The following is a 19,013-nucleotide window of genomic DNA, read 5'->3' on the forward strand; positions in this document are numbered from 1 at the left end:
TAGGAACTTAAGGAGCTTCAACCGTAATGCTTGCCTTTGGCTTTGGCTGCCTCATTTTTTTCCAGCAGGTAAGTAGAGATCCATTCACAACCGAAAATAAAGAATAAAAAAAGCCGCACGTCATGACGTGCGGCTTTTGTATCATCGTTAAAAGTTCGATTAGAATCCTTTGGTGCTTGTAGCCTGGTATTTTTGCAGGTTAGGACATTGCGCTGCGGCGTCCTTATCCACCAACACATAGAAACCGGGTATATTTTTCGCTAACCATTCGTCAAGAGCCTGGTTCTTTTTAGTCGCTAACGCCATATCCGCAATTTTGCTGTAGTCGTCTTGCAGGTTCATTTTATGCGGCTCGGTCCTCGATTTCAGATACACCAGTCTCACGCCTTTTTTACCTTGCTCATTGGTAAATTCCACTGGCTGTGAAATGTCTCCCACTTTCATGGTGGCTATCGTGGACACGGTTTCTTTATCCAGGCGGTCAATGGGAATAAAAGTAGAGCCATCATTGTTCAATATGAAGGGGCCGTTATTCTTCACGCTTTCATCTTCACTATACTTATAAGCGGCGTCTTTGAAATTGATCTTATTATCAGCAATTTCTTTCTTTACGGAATCCAGTTTTACTTTTGCGGCATCCAGTTCCGTCTGTGTTACCGGGGGAATTCTCAGGATCATTCTCACTTTGGCATTATCGCCTCTTCTGCTTTCACTCTGTATTAAAAAGTACCCGAACTTGTTCGACTTTACCGGCATGGATAATTCGCCTGATTTCAGTCTGAATGCAGTGGAAAGAAACACCGGATCCCACTGGTCTTTATCGTTGCGATTCACCTCATAGGCGCCGCCACGGTCGCGGCTTCCGGGATCTTCAGAATATTTTTTTGCAGCGTCAGCAAAGCTGATCTGTCCTGATTCTATCTGCTTGCGATAGTTCATCATCTCGTTGTAAATGTAGTCTTCCACTTCCTTGGCTGCTTTGGGATAGATATTGATCTGCCCGATCTCCAGTTCAGACTCCAGGAAAGGGACACTGTCCGTAGGCACGCGATCGAAATAAGCCTTCACTTCAGTTGGCGTAATGTGTACGTTTTCCACGATTTTTTGCTTCATTCGTTCTGAAAGCATCTGTTCTTTTATAAGGTGGCGGGAATCATCTTTTAACTGATAGATGGTTTTGCCGGCCACATCCTCCACCGCCTGCTCGCTACCAAATTGCATCACCCAACTCCGTACCCGCATATCCAGGTTGGCTTCTACCTCTTCATCGCTTACAGGCAAGGAATCTCTCTCCGCCTGTAAGGCTAATATTTTGGCAATAAGGGACTGCTCGAGGATCATGCAGGCCGCCCCATCGGGTAGTTGTTCCCCGCCGCGGGCCGCATCGGCAATCGCGTTCTGTATGTCAGACTGCAGGATGATCCTGTCACCCACAGCTCCTACAATTTTATCCACTACTACTTTCTGCGATTGACCTTGCGCCAACGCATGGGTGAAAAAGGAAATGAATAATAAACCAGTCAGAAAGTACTTCATTTTATATTTGGATTTTTACCTTCAGTAATGAGTTGTTTGCTGTTGCGTTGTAAGTTAAAAAAAATCAGCTAGTTACTGTTCAGATATGTTGCAAAATTACACTGACCCCGGCCAATAATGATTCCACGGGTAGTATTTAACAAAAGTTTGATGCGACGAAAATAGTAAATAGCAAGCAGGTAATAGAAACGGATGCTGTTGCAACGATTCTATCCGCTACTTGCTATTCGCTGATTGTTTGATGATTACAATGTTCTTTTGATCTCTTCCAGTTCGTAGGCTTCTACTACGTCGCCCACTTTCACGTCGCTGTAATTTTTGATGGTAAGACCACATTCCATACCCGCCAGTACTTCTTTCGCATCATCCTTAAAGCGTTTCAAAGATCCCAGTTCGGCCACTGCGTTTTCCCCGATCGGGTAGATCACGATACCGTCCCTGATCAAACGCACTTTGTTGTCTCTCTTCATCTTTCCATCCAACACAAAACATCCTGCAACGGTCGCTTTATCGAACTTGAATACTTCTCTCACCTCTACGTTCGCGGTAATTCTTTCTTTTACCGTTGGCTCCATCATACCTTCCATCGCGCTCTTCACTTCTTCGATCGCGTTGTAGATAATAGAGTACATCTTAATTTCTATACCTGCGTTATCTGCCAGCTTCGAAGCCTGGGAAGAAGGTCTCACGTTGAAGGCGATCACGATAGCGTCTGAAGCTTCTGCTAATACGATATCGCTTTCGTTGATCTGACCAACGCCTTTGTGGATGACATTGACCAGGATCTCTTCTGTAGAAAGTTTTTGCAACGAGTCGCTCAATGCCTCTACCGAACCATCCACGTCACCTTTGATGATGATATTGAGTTCTTTAAAGTTGCCCAATGCCAGACGACGTCCGATCTCATCCAGCGTGATATGCTTCTTGGTACGCATCCCCTGCTCGCGCAGGATCTGTGCCCGGCGGTTGGCAATATCTTTCGCCTCAGACTCATCCTGGTACACTTTAAATTTCTCACCAGCCTGGGGAGCTCCGTTAAGACCTAAGATCACCGCCGGTGCCGATGGCCCTGCGCTGTCCTGTCTTTTATTCCGTTCGTTGAACATGGCTTTGACACGGCCATAATACTGTCCGCTCACCACCAGGTCGCCTTGCTTCAAGGTACCGTTTTCCACCAGGAGGGTGGCCACGAAGCCTCTTCCTTTGTCGAGGGATGCTTCTATGATGGTACCGGTTCCTTCTCTTTCCGGATTGGCTTTCAGCTCTAACAGTTCTGCTTCCAGCAATATTTTCTCTAATAATTTATCGACATTCAGTCCCTGCTTGGCCGACAATTCCTGGCTTTGGAATTTACCGCCCCACTCTTCCACTAAAATGTTCATTTGTGATAATTGCTCGTAAATTTTAGTGGGGTTGGCTCCGTCTTTATCGATCTTGTTGATCGCGAAGATCATCGGTACACCGGCAGCTTGTGCGTGGCTGATGGCCTCTTTGGTCTGTGGCATCACCGCGTCATCTGCGGCCACCACGATCACTGCTATATCCGTCACTTTCGCACCACGGGCACGCATGGCCGTAAACGCTTCGTGACCCGGTGTATCAAGGAAAGTGATCTCCCTGCCTTCGCCTACCTGAACGCGATAGGCACCGATATGCTGCGTGATACCTCCGGCCTCACCGGCTACCACGTTGGCATTGCGGATATAGTCAAGCAATGAGGTCTTACCGTGATCGACGTGACCCATGATCGTTACGATCGGGCTGCGCGGCTGCAGGCTGTCTGCATCATCTTCCTCTTCGTCATCTTCCTCCATCTCCATTTGTTTCTCCATGTCGATGAATTCCACGTCGTAACCAAATTCGCTGGCTACCAGCTCGATCACCTCGGCGTCCAGTCTTTGGTTGATGGATACCATGATGCCAAGCCCCATACATTTACTGATCACATCAGCGAAGCTCACATCCATCAGGCTCGCAAGCTCGCTCACACTGATGAATTCCGTTACCTGCAGTTTGTTGTCGCCGGCATCTACATTCATCGCGTCTTCTGCCTCGTTTCTTTTATCGCGGCGTGCTTTGGCCCTCATGGCTTTTTGCTTGTTGCCACCGCCACCGCTTAACTTGGCTTGTGTCTCGCGGATCTTTTCCTGTATTTCTTTCTCGTCGATTTGCTTGTCTTCACGGTGCTGGTGATGCGGACGTCTGTCGCCTCTGAAGCCGCCGCCTTGTCCGTCCTTCCGTCCCTGGAATGGCTTTTTAGCCGCAGGATCGGGTTTTACCTCTTTCCGTTCGATAGGAATGCGCTTCCGTTTGCGTTTTTCATCACGCTTAGGACGGGTGTCGCTATCAACAGGAAGGTTGATCTTACCCAGGATCTTAGGCCCTTCAATGCGCTCTGCCTTGATCTTTGTGATTTCAGGCTCTTCAGCAGCCGGCTGCACGGGTTTGGCAGCGGGCACGGGCTCTTCTTTTTTAGGCGCTTCCGTGACAGGTGCTGCGGGAGGCGTCACCGGAGCAGGCGTTTCTTTTTTGGGCGCTTCAACCGGTTTAGGTTCCGCTGCCTTAGGAGCGACGGTCGCCTTTTTGGGGCGGGTCGATTTTTCCAAAGCAGACAGATCGATCTTATCTAAGATTTTCGGACCTTCTATTTCCGGAGCTCCGATCTTCACTACATTGAATGGCGGTGGCGTCTCTTCTTCTTTCTTCTCTTCCGGAGGGGCAACGGGTGTCGCAGGCTCCTCAACCACGGGTGGTTCCGGCTCGGGTTCTGGTTGAGGCTCCGGCTCGGGCGCTTCCTGGATTTCTTCTACAGGAGGCTCGGGCACGACAGGCTCTTCCACCACAGGCGGTTCCTTCACCGGCTCTTTCTTCTGCACGGGTTCTTCTTCTTCCTTGCGCTTTTTAGCTTCGCCGCCTACTCCTTTCGGCAGATCCACCTTGTCGCTTTTTAGTTTGGCAGCTTTATCACTTTGAAAGCCTTGTTGCAAAGCCTGATACATAGGTTCGCTCAACTTCGTAGACGGTTTTAAGTCGTCTTTCGAAAAGCCTTTGCCAACAAGGAAGTCAATGAGCGTATCTTGCCCAATGTTGAACTCTTTTGCTGCTTGTAATAATCTTGGAAGTTTGATTTCTGACATATATAAATTTCCCTTGTGTTTTTTTATTTAGTTCTATGGCCAAGGGTAACCTTTGATATCCGAACCTTATCGGATCCGGCCTGCTTCTTTTTTGGACCGGATATTCGTGTCGGTTTCTCTCCGATTGCCTCTGAAAGGCAATGTTTAATTTACCATTCCACACCTTATTGTACCATTCGCCATCGCTTATTCTCTTTCAAGTTCTTCTTGTAAAATTCTTCTTACATCTTCTACTGTTTCTTTTTCCAGGTCTGCTCTTTTTTCAAGCTCAGACGGTGTCATTCTCATCACGCTGCGCGCTGTATCGCAACCGATCTTCTTAAGCGCATCAATAACCCAGCTATCGATCTCATCGCTGAATTCTTCCAGGTCCACGTCAAATTCTTCTTCGTCATCTTCTGTGTCTCTGTATACATCCAGTTCGTAACCGGTCAGTTCGGAAGCCAGTTTAATGTTGGCGCCTCTTTTACCAATCGCCAGTGATACCTGATCAGGTTTCAGGAAGATGCTTGCATGTTTTCCTTCTGTATCCACGCTCATGCTGGTGATCTTCGCCGGAGTCAGCGATCTTTGAATCAACAGCTGCGTATTGCTGGTCCAGTTGATCACATCGATATTTTCATTTTTAAGCTCTCTCACGATACCGTGGATGCGGCTACCTTTCATACCTACGCAAGCGCCCACCGGATCGATCCTGTCATCATAAGATTCGACGGCCACTTTGGCTCTTTCTCCCGGTTCGCGCACTATTTTTTTGATGGTAATAAGGCCGTCAAAGATCTCCGGCACCTCAATTTCCAATAATTTGGCCAGAAAATCGGGAGATGTCCTGGATAAAATGATTACAGGATTATTATTTTTCAGATCTACACGGGTTACTACCGCGCGGATATTCTCTCCTTTCTTGAAGTAATCCTGGGGTATTTGTTCGCTTTTGGGAAGGATCAGTTCGTTTCCTTCTTCGTCCAGCAATAAAATTTCTTTTTTCCAAACCTGGTATACTTCAGCGCTGATGATCTCACCGATCCTGTCTTCGTATTTTTTTGCCAGCACATTTTTCTTCAGGTCACTGATGCGTCCGGCAAGTGTTTGTTTGGCGGCCAAAATCGCGCGGCGGCCAAAATCGATCAGGTCTATTTCTTCGTAAAGATCTTCCCCTACCTCATAGTCGGGCTCCAGCTTGATCGCCTCAGAATAGGCTACCTGGGCCAGTGGATCTTCTACCTCACCATCTTCAACAATGGTACGGTGGCGTACAATCTCAAGGTCTCCTTTTTCGGCGTTAACAATAACGTCAAAATTATCATCGCTTCCGTATTTTTTACGAAGTAATGTTTTAAAAACATCTTCCACCACCTTCATCATCGTGGGCCTGTCGATATTTTCAGCGTCCTTAAACTCCTGAAACGCTTCTATAAGATTAATACTTGCCATAGCAATTCATGTGTTTATTTTTATTTGTTGTATTTAAATAACCGGCTTCCGCAAACACATGATCCTGTGTGACACGAAAGGCGCAGGTTTTACATAATTTATTTAATGTGCATTTCTTATGAGTATAAGAACGCTTGTTTAAAATTTAATTTGAATTTCAGTTGATTTTATATCCTGGAACGGGATGGAATGACTTACGACTTCGGCTTTCTTTCCACGTCCTGCTCCGCTGTTGGGACGCGCTTTCCCTTTGGTCTCTTCTAACGTGATTTCCGAATCTGTCACGTCTAACAGTTGCCCTTCGATTTTCGTCCCGTCATTTTTTGTAACTTCTACAAACCGGGTCAGGTTTTTTCGGTATTGCCTATGCAGTTTGAGGGGTTCGCCTAAGCCGGGCGAAGACACTTCCAGTGAAAAATCTCCTTCAGGAAACATCGCTGATTCCTCCAAAACTTTGTACAAAGCCCGGTTATATTTTACCAGGTCATCGATACCCACTCCATTATCCCCATCAATAAACACCTTGATATTATTGGTGGGTTTAATTCTGATTTCAACTAAAAAATGTTCCCGATTGCCCGATAGCAGCTCGAGTATTTCCTTTTCAACCTTTTGAATAACAGCTTCCATATTGCCAATGCCGGTAAATAAATAAGGGAACGCCACCGTTCCCTTTTCTCAAAATCTTGCGCAAAGTTACAATTTTTACATTAAATATCTTGTTTTAACTTTAAATTATTATTGAAGCAGTAAAGGGATAAAACATTTTTGAAGTACATCCGTTTACAACAGTAGAAAGGTTATACTATGAGTGCAATTGGCGTTATACTATTGGCTATCGTGATCTGGTTTTTTTACAACCTGCTTGTGAAAGTGATCCTGCCTGTCTATAAAACAACAAGACAGATCAGGAAGCAGTTCAAAAATATGTCGGAACAAAGGCAAAATCAATCAGCGGAAAGTTACAATCCTCCTCCCCACCATGCTGCCGAAAAAGAGAAAGTGGGAGAATACATTGATTTTGAAGAAGTAAAGTAGCACCGGGCTACGCAATGGATCTGCTTAGCTGGAGTGGTCCTGTACGATCAACCATTGTTTGCCGATCTTCCGGATCAGTAAAGTGTAGTGCCCCTGCAGATCTCCTATGGTGCGTGTGAGGTACCATTTTCCAATGACATTGTAGACCGTGGGAGACAAAGCCTGTATGCGGATGATGTCGAACTTCAGGGTTCCCATAGCCGTTTTATCCGGATAATTCTTTTTGTAATTGTCCAGGGTGGCCTGCCAGCCATATGTAACGCCGTTCTTCCCGACAAACGCCAGCGAGTCGTTTTTCCAGTAGGTTTCCATAAACCGTTCTAGATTCCCTTCGTTCCAGGCCTCCGTTTGTTTAGTAAGCAAGGCACGAATTGCTGTTGCCGTGGTGGATTGTCCGCTGGAGCTGAGCCCGAGCAGGAGGAAGAAAAGGCAGGGTAATAGTAGCTTCATGTGGATCCTTTTTAAAATAATATAGTTCGTATGCAGATCGAGCCTGAATTTTTTGGAAAGATACGTGCTGAAGATTTAATAATGATCATGGTCGCAATCCGTGGCGTGTGCATGATTATGTGCCCGGCAATAACGATAATTCAGGATATGCGCGGCGACAATGCAGATGACGGCGGGAATCAGGAGCACTATGTGGAACTGCAGGAAAACCTGCTTGAGTACCAGGAAGATCATACCTGCGATGAACAGGCGCAACGGTGTTTTCCGGTGGTGGTGCCATTTGTAGCCGTGCCATAGTGCGTAAGAACCCACTACGAAAGCCAGCACGATCATGCCTATTTCGAAAGCCAGGTTATCAATGATATTTACCCCGAAAAGCGGCAGCGCTGCCAGGAATAATGGAAGGATCGCGCAATGAATGGCACACAGTATGGAAGTCGTGATCCCCAGGGCATCCCAGTTAAATTTAATTTTCATCCGGCTGCAAAAATAAAAAAAAGCAACGATGTTGCAAATTTATTTATTTAATCTGTACCTTGGTTATTATCCGCATATACAGCTTTGTCATCTTGTGAACGCGCTTTAAAATACTTTTTACGGCTCAAAGTTTGACCGGGGTCTTCTAGTCACGCTTTTTGAATCTTAGAAACTTTTCGGAATCTATTGGCCGAACAGTTAATATCATTTTCGTAAGATCATATATTTCATAGCAATAACTACGACCATCAGGATCTAGAAGTGTTAAATAACTGAATAACGTTCCCGTTGGCACTTCCTGTTCGCAAAGAGGCGATGTTGTTCTTACTCTATAGGTAAAAGTATTTTGTAATTCGCCGTCATAGAACTCTTCACATGTCTCAGGTCCAAAGGTCCATCTCCATAAGGAATCTTCTTCCGATATCCATGTGCCGGTTAACGTATCTTCTTCGCTATACATCATTAAGCTTATTGCTTGCCTGATATCGTTTTTAGTAGCCGGGCTTTCATTTGTTTTAACGCTATGGCGGTGCATCATAGCTAACATTGCGTATAAAGTTCCTCCAACAAACACCAGTATAATCGTAATAGGCTTTCTCATTTTATGAACACACTTTAAAAAACTTTTTACGGCTCAAAGTCCGACCAAGGTCTTTTGAAAATAAGAAACTCACCGGTACCAAATAGTCGCACAGTTAAAATTTCATCGCTTAAGCCACCTATCGCAAAACACATTTTATCATTTGGATTATCCACATTAGTCCATTCCATGTACCTGTTTTCGGGATCTGCCCCCGTCAGGTCAAAACCGCAGAGGTTTGTTTCGTCGGTGATCCTGTATTTATAAACACTAGCGTCTGACAAGGTATCAGCATAGTATAGATAACATATTTTATCCTTGTTAAATACCCATTTAGAAAGCGGATCATCTACTGCGATCCAGGTACCCAGTATCAAACTGTCTTCGTTTGGACAGCAATTAGGTGCAGTTGTCAGGTTATTTTTAGATGCAGGGACTTCAGGCGAAACGAAGGGTACCGTTGTGGTATTTTTCAACGATGTGTGTTGCTGCCTGAAAGTGCTATTCAGCATAGCGTATAGCCCCCCGAGGCCAACAACAAAGAATACGATGATTAAATAAATCTTTTTCATTTAATGAACGCATTTAAGAGTGCTCTCACGGTTCAAAGTTTGACCAGGGTCTTCTGAAAATAAGGAATTCGCCCCTTCCGAATAGGGTTACATTTAAAACTTCCTCCGTTAAGCTATATATAACGAAACACATTTTATCATTCGGATCATTTATATTGGTCCACTCCATATAGTCAACCAGTGTTCCTTTAGATACATCAATACCACATAACGGTGAATCGGAAGCTGAAAGTATCCTATATTGATGTGTATCTACATCTGACAAAGTATCTGCATAATATGTATAACATATTCCCCCTTTAGTGAATACCCATTTGGAAAGCGGGTCATCTACAGCGATCCAGGTTCCCAGTATTAAGCTGTCTTCTTTTGGACAGCAATTAGGTGCAGTTGTCAGGTTATTTTTAGATGCAGGGACTTCAGGCGAAACGAAGGGTACCGTTGTGGTATTTTTCAACGATGTGTGTTGCTGCCTGAAAGTGCTATTTAGCATAGCGCATAGACCGCCTAGGCCAACAACAATAAATACGATGATTAAATAAAACTTTTTCATCTGTCGGGTTATTTTATGTTTGATCAATATTGTTAACAATCTTTCATGGCCGTCTTTGCTTTTTTGAATAGCTGTTTTCGCTGCTCAATGCCATTTTTTTTAGGATTTATTTTGATGGTTACAGCATCGACAGATGTGTTATCGTTGATGTTTACTTTCTTAATAACCTGCTCGTTGAAGAACCACAACCCACTGATGATAGCCAGCTCAATATTACTGCCCACTAAGCCCGGTTGATTTACAAAATTGCTGGAGACATCTTTTTTATAGTTCTGGTAAAACTTAGTAAATTCTCCATAGTTGTACTTCCCGGTAAGGTGCATGCCGCCTCTGCCACGATATTTGTATCCATCACCTGGTTGGTCATTTCCGAGAAGATTGCCTGAATATCCATAAACATAATTCAGTAACTTCTCCTGGCTGGCCCAGACAGAATCGCCTCCCGGCTCGCGAAAATCGTACGGATTGGCCTTTTTAGGGTTGGCCGTAGGATCTGAGGCAGGGTTAAATAAGCTGGACCAGGTCACATTCAGTCGCTTCACCCGGAATTTTTTATTTTCCTCAAACCGCGTAAAGTTTTCCGTTTCATGGCCCATCTGCGCGATCAGGTGGTTGAGCTTGGCTTTGGAGTTGATATTGAAATCCTTGGCATAACCCTTTATATTATCGATGATTTTCTGCAACTGGGCCTCTGGCGTGTTCGGAAAAATCTTTTTAAGATTCTCCAGCGTTAAACAATCCTTTATCGGGTCTTTTGAGGACGTATTGGCACCTCCACCTCCGCCCTGACCATAAACCGGGTCGCGGCCCGGACAGATTGCGCCTGTGGAATAACATTGGCCGGTGTTGTACCAGGAGCCACAGGTGGATCCCCGGTAGGTATACTGATTGCCTGCATAATTCCACCAATCTGTGCAATCCTGTTGATACACGCATACTTCTGCAGGACCACATCCTGCTTTAGAGCCCGGAGCCACCCTTCGTGGTGCCGTGTTAGCTTCATCCTGCAAGGCAATCTCTTTGTAATACACCAACACTTTATTGCTTAACTCTTTGCTTTGGATCAAGTCACCGGAAGTCCGGTACTTCAACATGATATTGCCGGTGAACCCACTCTCAATATCATGCGCTATGTCAAAATTTTTACCTTTAAGATAATTGATTTCGGGAACATACTGCGCCTCCTTCACGTCGATGGTACCATCAGCGTTCTTACTGAACACGATGTGGGTAATTGCAGCCTGGGCTATCTGTTTGATCTCTTCCTCGGTCTGTCCTTGGGTTTTTACAATGGTCACTTTGGGTTTCTGCTTCAGCAAGGGGAAGGTCATGTACTCCACATCTCCGACCTTTCTGTAGGTGCCTGCCTCCCATACCGGCCGTTCTTCACCTTCAGCAAGATCACGGGAGGCAATCCACTCGGGCGAGTTTTTGAATACTTCATTATACCATTTTTGCACCGAAGCTGCATCAAAACGGTTTTGTGTGCCCATCACCTCTAACTTGCTACACGCTATGAACACAACGGAAAGCAGCATAAAAATGCTAAATAGCCCGGTTATCGTTTTCCTCATGGTTATATATTTGGAGTGTAAGAAAAACAGCATAATAACTGACCTCAATCGTAGCAGCGGCAACAAGCACTTTAAGTGCGCAGGAAACACAGGTTAGTTCACGATCTTTTGGGGTTCATCGTTTCTTCTCTGTCAGCAGTATAAAGGTAAAGAGGCGAAACAAATAATAATAAAAAATATATGTTTTTCGCCGAAAAACAGGTCTTGTTTCCCGAAATCGAAAGTTTGAGTGCTTAAAGTTTATGGGCAGCCCCGTTTTTTATGGCAACTTATCAAAGTCAATCACCGGCGCCTGGCTATTGGACGGGCGGTTGAAGGAAGTACCAATAGGCGTATAGTGGTTAAAAAAGCCAAAAGCGCGCAGGTAGAAGCTCTTGTCCACAGCGCCGCCCTGGTAGTCCTTCCGGTAGCCGATCCGGGCGGTGTTGTCGGCGGTGAAGCGGGCCTGCGTCAGCTCATGCCAGCGGCCTTTTGTGTCTTTGATCCACTGGTTAGAAAATAATACTTTGCGGTCGATGTTACCCTGCGTGGGTTGAAAGTTTTCCAGGAAAGAGTGAAGGCGTGTCAGGTAGGTGGCCTTGGTGGGACGTCTGAAGCTCGCGATCAGCCGCCAGTTGCCGGCAACGATATCAAAAAAATAAGCAGTATAAATCGTGTGTGTTGCTCCGTCGGGTACTCCATGCAGCAGGAATTTTTGTGTTTCACCCGCTTTCCAGGGGTATCGTAAAAAGCTTTGTCCGCCTGAACCTTCGCCACCGAATTCGCCGGTATTAACGTCCGTGCCTTTTTTTAACAGCTGTATCTTTTGATCTTCCGGGATCTCTTTGGGATTATCGGTGGTAAACGGGCTCCACACCGAAAATAAGATCCTTCTTTCCGTGGGTGAATTGACCTGCATTCCAAAATAGCCTTCGCCAAATCCGTTCGCCATGAAATAGGACCCGAGAATATCGTTGCCTTCAGGGACGGTCACTTCATTATAAAACCATTCCGCTTCGACTCCTTCGGGTATAGGATAATTTAAGTGCGTCGAAGGACCCCTGCGGCCCCAATAGAAAAAGTTGCCTTCATTGTTTTTCACAAAGGATGTTTGTTCGTTGATGGCAGTGCCTGATAATTCCAGGCTGCTGATCTCGGGGAAGTTGTTGCCTGTCTTACTGATAGCGGAAAAAGAAAAGGCAATATAGCCGGTATCCTTTACCAGCCATTCACCTGCGGGATAGACCTTCGCATCTTTACCGATGGTAACATTTTTCTTTTTGGATAAAGCGCTGACGCCAATGGTTGCTGTACCCGATGGCGATGCCGCCTTCAGGCCCGCTTTCAGAATTCCGGGTCGGGTCACGCGGATATAGGTGGTGAAGGTCCGGGCAGGGTTGGTCCAGGAACTGATTCCTGTTGTCGCGAGGCTCCGGTTTTCATCGCCGGACGTCCAGGTATTGCCTGCAATCGGCACTGTTACCGTTTGTCCGCTGATTACGGCGCTATTAAAAAGGAGGAAAAAAAAGAACGGGAGTTTGACGGAACGCATCATATGAACATTTGAAAGTTTAATAGGGGTGGAAGGTCGTTGCCAGGTTTTATCCGCCGGCCAGCTCTTCCAGGAGTGTTTTAAACTCCTCTATTTGCAACGGCTTTTTCAGCAGCTTGACAATATTCTTATTGGATTCGGCGCGTGTAAGATCGCCCAGGTCATCTGTCGAGGAAAGCATGATGATATGGCTCTTCATCTTAATGGCCGAAGGAAATTTTTCGTACTGCATTACGAATTCGAATCCGTCTAACCCGGGCATTTGAATATCTAACAATATGATCTGGGGATAGACATCGGGGTTGTGGATGTTGTCTACCAGATAGTCCAGGGCTTCTTCTGCTGAAACAAAGGATATAATGTTTTTAAATAAATTGGTGTGTCCCGCGATGATCGTATTGATCTTCCTGTCGAAAGAACTATCATCAATGATGATTAGGGTATTGAACTTGTATGCATTGAAAAGCATTTCAGGACACCTCGAGAGAGTTATAGTTTTAATTTTTAATATACGCAAAGTAAGGCCAGAACGCGATTTTACCAAATCAAGTTTGGCGGTCAATACCACCCTTCAGCGTCTAGCCCGAAGTATACAGCTCCGTAACAATTTCCTTGAGCTCTTCAATCTGCAAAGGCTTCTTTAACAACCGGTACACATTCTTATCCAAATCCGTCTTGGTAATATCATGCAGATCGTCGGTAGACGATAACATCACCACTGCGCTTTGCCTTTTGAACGTCTCCGGAAATTTATTATACCGCTTTAAAAAATCAAAGCCATCCATATCCGGCATTTGGATATCCAATAAGATCAGGTGTGGATATACTTCCGGGTTGTTCAGGTTATCTACGAGAAAGTCCAGTGCTTGTTCTGCCGAAGAAAAACAGCGAATATCCTGAAACTGGTTGATATGAGTCGCAATGCCCGAATTGATTCTCAGGTCGAACGTACTGTCGTCGATGATAATTAATAAATTAGGTGTGTTGGGGTTCGATGGCATTATAAGTTTTTCTTGGAAATTTATATTGTTGCCGGACATGAGAAACGATACATCTGATTTCCTCCGCCTCACTCACTCTTTCCTCACTATCGATAGCCCATGTAAGCTTTGAAACGCCTGTCAAATAAAGGGTCTACAATTCATTGGGGATACGCAACGTAAATTTGGTGCCTGAATTGACCACTGACTCCACGGAGATCTTTCCGTCCAGCTTCGCCAGCGCTTCCCGTACGATGAACAATCCCAACCCGGTGCCTTTCTGGTTGTGCACCCGGAAGAACTGGTTAAATATCTTGTTTAAATGATCGTTCAAGATCCCGAGCCCGTTATCAACAATGGTGATCACAGCATCCAGGAGATTGACTTTCACATCAATCTGTATCAGCTTGTTTTCTTCATCAGGTTTCTGATACTTGATGGCATTGGAGATCAGGTTGCCCAGGATGATTTCAATCCTGAATACATCGCCCAGGAATTTTTCAGTCTGGTCAACATTCACTTCAAAACGGATCTTATCGTCTACGTTGTTGGCCAGTTTATGAATGACGATCAGGTCCTGTATCAGCTTGTCGAAGTTGACTTCCTCCTTCACGGTGCTGTAGCGGCTGTTCTTGTAATACTGTAAGGTGCTGGTGATATTATAATCGAGGCGGTTGCAGCACTCTTCGATGAGATTCCAGTATTCATGCCCTTTTTCAGATTCCGTATAAATATTATCGAGCTTGGCCAGGTTGATCACGCCGAGCGCAGAAGCCAGTGGCGCGCGCAACTCGTGTGAAATACTATAGATAAAGCGATTGAGCTCGTCATTTGTTTTCTGAAGCTCCGCTAACTTTTCTTTGAGCTCGCGCCGGGTCCTGAACATTTCATAGGCATTCTGGATCCCGTTGTTGAGCTCTATATCATTCCATGGTTTTGTGATATACCGGTAGATATCGCCGTCATTGATGGCGTCTGCCAGGGCTTCGATATCGGTGTAACCGGTAAGCAGGATTCTGATCGGTTCGGGATAAAGCCGCTTTATTTTTTTGAACAGCTCCACACCGGTCATGCCTGGCATCCGCTGGTCAGATATCACTACGTGTACTTCGGTTTGCGATAAAATATCAAGGGCGGCTTCCCCTGAAGTGGCGGTGTAGATCTCATATAACCTTCTGAAGTTAGCTTTGAAGGAGCTGAGGTTATTCTCTTCATCGTCGACGTATAAAACTTTTATTATGGTCATACAGGAAAATTGAAGGCACTCAGTTTAAATAATTTACAGGTAAAGTTATGATAAATTCGGCACCATCTCCAAAATTAGAAACGACTTCAATGGTGCCTTTATGGCTGTCAATAATGCCTTTCACAATGGACATACCCAACCCGGTTCCCTGGCCCACAGGCTTGGTCGTATAGAAAGGTTCGAATATTTTTTCTCTCACGCTTTCTTTGATGCCCGTACCATTGTCCTTGATCGAAATCTTTACGTGTCCGTTTTGTTCAATCGTTCTGATGGTCAGTATACCTGTTCCAGGCTGCTTGGTTTGTCGCTCTGCAATAGACTGCAGTGCGTTAGTGATGATGTTCATGAAGACTTGGTTGATCTTACCGGCGGTGCATTCCACATTAGGAATGTTGCCCAGATCTTTTTCCAGAACAAAGTCTTTGGGGAATGAGTTCTTGACCAGCATCAAGGTCGATTCAATACCGGCATTAAGATCGGCAAATTTTACATTGGCTTCGTCTACACGCGCAAAGTTTTTAAGATTGCTGACGATCTCTGCCGTGCGATGAGCCCCGTCCTTAATACCACTAAGCAGGGTGGTGATCTCTTCACTGATATAATCAATATCAATTTGCTTCTTGTAGGATTCGATGTCTGAGAGCTGATCGTCGACATTCTGTGTGGTGTCGATCTGCTCATATTTCTTGATCACGCTGAAGAGGTCGGTGATGTCCAGCTCCAGCGGCTTCACGTTGGACGTTACAAAGTTGATCGGGTTGTTGATCTCGTGGGCAATCCCGGCTGTCAGCTGACCGAGGGACACCATCTTCTCCGATTCGACCAGCTTGCTTTGAGCGCTTTTCAATTGAGACAGCGTATTGTTCAGGTTCTCATTTGCATTTTCGAGATCCTTTGTTCTTTGCTGAACCTGCTTTTCAAGCAGTATGTTCTGATCTCTTACGAGACGTTCATTGTCTAATGACACTTTCAACGCTTCTTTCCGGGCCAGCTCCTGCTCTCTCCGGTAAGTGTTGATCTTATCTGCCAACGCCAGCGACAGCAATACCGCTTCTGCTGCCGATCCGATCTGCAAAGCATAGAAGGTAAGATCATTGTAAGGCAGTATGCCTACATTGCGTAACACGAAAACAATGACGCTGCACAGGAAGATCGACCATGCAATCAACAGGGTCTTTGCTCCGTGAATCCCTTTATATGTCAGGAAAAAGCAGATGCCTAATACATAGAATGCGGCAAAGAAAGCCGCAGATTGTACAAAAACCTGGGCAATGCCAAACAGGCCCATGATCCCGAACACCAGGGAAATGCTGTAGAACCCTTCAAACCAGAAGATGCTATTGTTTAGCCGCCGGGAGACACTTTTAAGGTTTAGGAAATTTCGGATGAACTCGAGCGCTGTTATTCCGTTCAAAAAAGGGATCAGGATGGCAGCATAGTTGTTCAGGGCCGGCGCGTCGGGCCAAAGGAAGCGGAAGGCATACCCTTGCAGCATGGCCTGTGTGATGCCCACGAACATCATGTACAATACATAATAAAAATAGCTTTGCTCTTTGGTGGAGAAGAAAAGAAACATATTGTACAGGACCATGACGACGATCAGTCCTATATACAATCCGAATATCAGGTCTTTGGTGGCCAGCGTTTCAAGCGTTTCTTCAACATGGCCCACGGTGATGGGGACCAGGAGCTGCTCAGACGCTTTAACCTTCAGGAAAAAAGTCTTTTGTGTGCCCTGCCTGATCTTTGCATCAAACATGTAGGTCTGATAATTATATTTCCGGTCGCCGAAAGGCACCGTTTCCGTCAACAGGGTAGAATCAAAACCGCCCGAGCTTTCATCCTGATAGTACAAAACAGCGCTGTCGATAGTGGCGTGTTCGAGATTGATGATGAGGGCTGAATCAGCGGTCTCATTACGGACGGTGAACTTGACCCAATAAGAAGACGAAGAGATGAAGAAGCCCGGGACGTCGGAAGTTGTTTTGGAAAACGGGAGCGTCGCTATCTCGTGGATGGACAGGCTGCTGTTTTTATCCTCCAGGTATTGGATATGATCCCTGACGACTTTGTAGAGCGATTCATCCTGGGTGATCCTGACCGGCGCCTGGCCATATAACATTCCACAGCTGTGCAAAATGCCAAGAAGAAGTAAATAAATACGCATCGGGATGTTATACTTTTAATAAATAGTCCACTAAAAGTTCCCCTTTAGGGCCGGTTTCTATGGCGCGCTGGTTAGGGTTCTCGAAAAGGTCAAAAATTCTCTTTCGTTCTTTCTCATTTGCGTGAACAAGTGTTCTGGGGTCGTTGATCGTCATGGCCGTTGCCACGAAATCATCTTTGGGATAAAAGAAATCACCGTTATTTCCCAATGTGGTCTCGATGATACCGCCGATCCTCTTTCCGATCCGGACTGTCACGGGGGCACAAAGGAAAAATATTTTTTCTACGTTCAGCTGCATGGCCAGGACTACGCCAACACGGGCCATGAAGATGCTGCCAATACCCATTCCGGCCACTTCCATCGAATTCCACAATCCACAAATTTCCGAAGTACCGGCCCCGGCCTGTTCATGAATAGTGGGATCATACTTACCGATAGCAGTTTCTATGGGCAGCGGCAATTCGCCGTCAGCAACCTGCACGCGCACACCTCCGTAGATCTTTGTGCGGTCCATACTTTCGGCCACCACCACATACGTATTCTCATGATACATCCAGCTGGGATTGCTCGATGTAATTTTCGCGAAGCCAAAATGAATTTCTAGAAGCCGCCTGTGTCCATCAATAAATTTAATGCATGTTTCTTCATCCATTTTGGCTTTAAAGGCTCTGATAGCTATTTCCACCCACCACTTTATTTAATTATTTCACTAAAATCTACATAATATCTTCCGGAGCTGGTTGTTTCTGATAACAATATTCGCCTGCAGGTATCCGTTACCATCGCGCCTCCAAGCATTACTGAGGAAGCCAGCTGGGGCCAGGTCGTAATACTCTTTCCTAATTCACTCAGCGAATATTTCATTCGGTCAGAAACGGCCGAGAGGTTTACCATTGCATCTAGGATAGGCAATTTTTCGCTATTCGTTAAGTCTTTCAATCTCGTCAGATCAATGTCCTCGTTTAAATTTCCATGAAATAAAGGTCGTTCCGGCTCCAGGTCAAAACGCTCCACATCGAGCATGCCGCGGTCGTTGGTATCCATCACTACCGGGATTTTCTTTTCGCGTGCTTTTAACCTGCTTAGTATTTTGACGTCAATACCGTCGCATTCCTCCACCAAAATATCCAGTTTTGTGTTGTCATCGCCTAAAAAGGCGTCGATATTGTCTTCTGTAATGCCGTCAGGGAAGCAGGTCACCTTCAGGTAGGGGTCGAGCTCGGCAATACGCTGAGCCGTTGTAATGGCTTTAGAGGCACCGAGGTTGTATACGTTACAGTTGCTCAGCCGGTTCATATTCCCCAGCTCCACGGTGTCAAAGTCGGCCAGGCGCAGCTCACTGCAAATTCTTTCTGTAGCAATGGTCATAGCGATTGACTGGCCTACCGATAATCCGATGATGCCGATCTTTTTGGTTCTCAGGGTCTGAAACTCATCGGGAGTGATCTTATAAATATTCCTGCTGGTTCTTACCTGGATAAAATCTTCTTCGTCCAGCAAATGGACCAGCTTTTGCGCCCAGGGATAATACACCCAGACACCCACTTCGTCTATATCACCGCCTTCACAATACTGCTCGATAAAGCTCTGGGTTTCACTCGCTGTAAGGGGCTTTACGGGATTTTTTATTTTTGCTAATTCTGATAACTGACTTTCAATTGTATCGTATATTTGTATAGAGGGCGTTTGAGATATAAGGTTTTTAAGCGCTTCTTCCTGATCCTTCAATCTGAAAAAA

18 protein-coding genes are annotated in these 19,013 nt (G+C 45.5%); 1 reads left to right on the forward strand and 17 read right to left on the reverse strand.

All coding sequences use genetic code 11. From position 1 onward, the window contains the following. Positions 1–159 precede the first annotated feature (159 nt). The 4 genes from ACU37H_RS11740 to rimP all read right to left on the reverse strand — a co-directional run bounded on the left by ACU37H_RS11740 (position 160) and on the right by rimP (position 6,737). On the reverse strand, positions 160–1,536 hold the full coding sequence (locus ACU37H_RS11740) for a peptidylprolyl isomerase (protein ID WP_472704237.1): 1,377 nt from the start codon (positions 1,534–1,536) through the stop codon (positions 160–162). 245 nt (positions 1,537–1,781) lie between these two features. Continuing rightward, a complete protein-coding gene (gene infB / locus ACU37H_RS11745) occupies positions 1,782–4,673 on the reverse strand; it encodes a translation initiation factor IF-2 (RefSeq protein WP_472704235.1) in 2,892 nt (963 codons plus the stop codon). 186 nt (positions 4,674–4,859) lie between these two features. After that, the gene (nusA, locus tag ACU37H_RS11750; RefSeq protein ID WP_472704233.1) at positions 4,860–6,107 is read right to left on the reverse strand and encodes a transcription termination factor NusA; all 1,248 of its coding nucleotides are present in this window, start codon (positions 6,105–6,107) and stop codon (positions 4,860–4,862) included. 138 nt (positions 6,108–6,245) lie between these two features. Next, a complete protein-coding gene (gene rimP, locus ACU37H_RS11755) occupies positions 6,246–6,737 on the reverse strand; it encodes a ribosome assembly cofactor RimP (RefSeq protein WP_472704231.1) in 492 nt (163 codons plus the stop codon). 177 nt (positions 6,738–6,914) lie between these two features. Between rimP and ACU37H_RS11760 the strand changes: the two genes are divergently transcribed. Continuing rightward, positions 6,915–7,145, forward strand: coding sequence for a hypothetical protein (locus tag ACU37H_RS11760; protein WP_472704230.1), 231 nt, complete (start codon positions 6,915–6,917; stop codon positions 7,143–7,145). Between the two features lie 24 nt (positions 7,146–7,169). Here the strand turns inward: ACU37H_RS11760 and ACU37H_RS11765 are convergent, their stop codons facing one another. From ACU37H_RS11765 to ACU37H_RS11825, 13 genes are all read right to left on the reverse strand, one after another. After that, positions 7,170–7,595, reverse strand: coding sequence for a YybH family protein (locus ACU37H_RS11765; protein ID WP_472704228.1), 426 nt, complete (start codon positions 7,593–7,595; stop codon positions 7,170–7,172). Between the two features lie 75 nt (positions 7,596–7,670). Continuing rightward, positions 7,671–8,072, reverse strand: a complete 402-nt coding sequence (locus tag ACU37H_RS11770; protein WP_472704226.1) for a MerC domain-containing protein — start codon at positions 8,070–8,072, stop codon at positions 7,671–7,673. Positions 8,073–8,217: 145 nt separating this feature from the next. Next, entirely contained in the window at positions 8,218–8,673 is a 456-nt protein-coding gene (locus tag ACU37H_RS11775) for a hypothetical protein (RefSeq protein WP_472704224.1), read from the reverse strand. A gap of 26 nt (positions 8,674–8,699) precedes the next feature. Beyond that, positions 8,700–9,224, reverse strand: a complete 525-nt coding sequence (locus ACU37H_RS11780; RefSeq protein ID WP_472704222.1) for a hypothetical protein — start codon at positions 9,222–9,224, stop codon at positions 8,700–8,702. A gap of 25 nt (positions 9,225–9,249) precedes the next feature. Beyond that, positions 9,250–9,777, reverse strand: a complete 528-nt coding sequence (locus ACU37H_RS11785) for a hypothetical protein (RefSeq protein ID WP_472704220.1) — start codon at positions 9,775–9,777, stop codon at positions 9,250–9,252. A 32-nt stretch (positions 9,778–9,809) separates the two neighbouring features. Continuing rightward, positions 9,810–11,351, reverse strand: a complete 1,542-nt coding sequence (locus tag ACU37H_RS11790; protein ID WP_472704218.1) for a glycoside hydrolase family 19 protein — start codon at positions 11,349–11,351, stop codon at positions 9,810–9,812. Positions 11,352–11,610: 259 nt separating this feature from the next. Continuing rightward, a complete protein-coding gene (locus ACU37H_RS11795; RefSeq protein WP_472704216.1) occupies positions 11,611–12,885 on the reverse strand; it encodes a DUF3472 domain-containing protein in 1,275 nt (424 codons plus the stop codon). Between the two features lie 46 nt (positions 12,886–12,931). Continuing rightward, the gene (locus ACU37H_RS11800) at positions 12,932–13,351 is read right to left on the reverse strand and encodes a response regulator (protein WP_472704214.1); all 420 of its coding nucleotides are present in this window, start codon (positions 13,349–13,351) and stop codon (positions 12,932–12,934) included. A gap of 109 nt (positions 13,352–13,460) precedes the next feature. Continuing rightward, on the reverse strand, positions 13,461–13,883 hold the full coding sequence (locus ACU37H_RS11805) for a response regulator (protein ID WP_472704212.1): 423 nt from the start codon (positions 13,881–13,883) through the stop codon (positions 13,461–13,463). 133 nt (positions 13,884–14,016) lie between these two features. Then, positions 14,017–15,108 carry a hybrid sensor histidine kinase/response regulator gene (locus tag ACU37H_RS11810; RefSeq protein ID WP_472704210.1) on the reverse strand — a complete coding sequence of 364 codons (1,092 nt, stop codon included), beginning with the start codon at positions 15,106–15,108 and terminating at the stop codon, positions 14,017–14,019. Positions 15,109–15,127: 19 nt separating this feature from the next. Continuing rightward, positions 15,128–17,275, reverse strand: a complete 2,148-nt coding sequence (locus tag ACU37H_RS11815; protein ID WP_472704208.1) for a sensor histidine kinase — start codon at positions 17,273–17,275, stop codon at positions 15,128–15,130. Between the two features lie 7 nt (positions 17,276–17,282). Beyond that, positions 17,283–17,960, reverse strand: coding sequence for a hypothetical protein (locus tag ACU37H_RS11820; protein WP_472704206.1), 678 nt, complete (start codon positions 17,958–17,960; stop codon positions 17,283–17,285). An 8-nt stretch (positions 17,961–17,968) separates the two neighbouring features. Beyond that, the gene (locus ACU37H_RS11825; protein WP_472704204.1) at positions 17,969–19,003 is read right to left on the reverse strand and encodes a ThiF family adenylyltransferase; all 1,035 of its coding nucleotides are present in this window, start codon (positions 19,001–19,003) and stop codon (positions 17,969–17,971) included. Positions 19,004–19,013: the final 10 nt, after the last annotated feature.

This window comes from Niabella sp. ZPM-14 (assembly GCF_055693045.2).